The 1,976-nt window shown below is 68.1% G+C and carries 2 protein-coding genes; one reads left to right on the forward strand and one right to left on the reverse strand.

The annotated features are described in order from the left end of the window. Positions 1-237: 237 nt before the first annotated feature. Entirely contained in the window at positions 238-645 is a 408-nt protein-coding gene (locus CM1CMNOD_RS21075) for a DUF5318 family protein (RefSeq protein WP_013875621.1), read from the reverse strand. 644 nt (positions 646-1,289) lie between these two features. Here CM1CMNOD_RS21075 and CM1CMNOD_RS21080 point away from each other — a divergent pair. Further along, entirely contained in the window at positions 1,290-1,964 is a 675-nt protein-coding gene (locus tag CM1CMNOD_RS21080) for a PadR family transcriptional regulator (protein WP_013875622.1), read from the forward strand. Positions 1,965-1,976 lie beyond the last annotated feature (12 nt).

A 1,976-nucleotide genomic window follows, 5' to 3' on the forward strand; every position in this document is an offset into this window, starting at 1 on the left:
TCGGCCGGAGTGCGGTCGGCCGGAGTGCGGCGAACGTGGGTACGGCCGTCGTCATCGCGCGGGTACACGTCCCGATCGTAGATGTTGGCCTCACTGACAGTCCCGTCCGTGGCTGCGGGAGTGAACCCCGCGTCGTCGGTGGCTGTTGTCAGACGGTACGCCGCCCCCCGCAACCGCCCGTCCACCGGGTTCCCGCCAACGTGCGGGAAACCCTGCGATGGTGGGCCCGGGCCCCGACTACTCCTCGGCCGTCCTGCGGCGGGCCGTCCGTTTGACCCGGGGCCGACCGGTTCCGATCACGAATGACATGATCAGGTGGTTCCAGGAGCAGGACGTGCAGACCTCCACGACGTAGACCCGTAGCTCGCTGAACTGCCGCGCGAGGGCCGGCAGGTCCCTGGTCGCCCGTACCCGGCCGGAACTGACGCCAAGCTCGTCACCATAGGTATATGTGACGTTGATCAACGGCTCGCGGCCCCGGCAGACCGGGCAGCGTCTGCCGCTCGCCTCCCCGTGATATCTGGCCGCCCGCAGCAGGTACGGGTGCGCGTCACACACATCCGTGGTCGACACTCTGCCGGCATGCAGGTCAGCGAGTGTCGCCCGCCGGGCGAGCGCGTAGTCGACAACCGACCGTGGACGCATGGCATAAGACGGTACGCCGGATGCGTCGCGCTGGCAGACGCTCCGGACACAAGCCCATGCGACGCCGAAAGGACTCCGGGCGCCGGACACGACACGTAATGGTTGTCCATACAAATACCGACAGGACGGACTCCGGGCCGGTGGCAACGATCCAGCCATCCCGCCTTTCTGTACCGGACACCTCCGGTTGCCTTCGTTATCCCGAAGTGGCATGCTCGATGTATCGAAACGATATGTCTTACAGAGACGTCCCGACTAGAAAGATCCTGGTCAGAGATGTCCTGGCCAGCCGCGGTTCCCAGCCGCCGCGGTTCCCAGCCGGGTGCGACACCTGGCGGGTACGGCGCCAGGCGGGTACGGCCCCGCACAACTCGTACGGACACAGTTCGTACGGACACAGTTCATACAGATACAGCTCGCACACAGACACAGCTCACGCACAGACACAGCTTCGCGGTGACACGGCCTTGCGGTGGCACGGCCCCGTGACGGCACGGCTCACCGCCGGATCAGTACGTCCCATCGCCGGATCAGCACAGACGAACAGATCGAACCGACGGATCGCGGCGGCGAGCCGTCCTGGACACACCGGTCACGTCAGCGTCACGGCTGACCTCCGATGACTTCCGAGGAAAGGAGCGAGGATGTTGGAGCTGGCCGTCCTCGCGCTGCTCTCCGAGAGCCCCATGCACGGCTACGAGCTGCGCAAACGCCTCAACACCGTGCTGGGCACCTTCCATCGCTTCAGCTACGGCTCGCTGTACCCCTGCCTGCGCAAGCTGCAGGCCGAGCACTACGTCACGGCCGACGACTCCAGCGCCGCGAACCGTCTCGGCGGCCGCAGCCGCGTCGTCTACACCCTCACCGCCGAGGGCAAGGAGCGCCTGGCCGCCCTGCTCGGCGAGGGCGGCCCGTCCTCCTGGGAGGACGAGATGTTCGGCGTCCGGTTCGCGTTCTTCGGCAAGACCGACGCGGACGTGCGGCTGCGCATCCTCGAAGGCCGCCGCGGCCGGCTGGAGGAACGGCGCGAGAAGGTCCGCTCCGCGCTGGCCAGGACCCGTGAGCGTTTCGACTCCTACACCCTCGAGCTGCAGCGCCACGGCCTTGAGTCCGTCGAACGCGAGGTTCGCTGGCTGACCGAGCTGATCGAGACGGAACGCGCGCAGGCACCGGCCAGCGGACGCGCGCGCCCGGCGACGACCGTCGGGCCGCCGGGCGAACCACCCGCGGAAACATCCACAGAGTTGTCCACCGATCCGGCGCCGCCGACGCCGTCGGATCCGGGGGGAAACGGCAACGAGGCCCCGCCCGCGCGCTAGTGCCCGCGCCGG

The sequence above is a fragment of the Protofrankia symbiont of Coriaria myrtifolia genome (genome assembly GCF_900634755.1).
Taxonomy (GTDB): Bacteria; Actinomycetota; Actinomycetes; order Frankiales; family Frankiaceae; genus Protofrankia; species Protofrankia coriariae.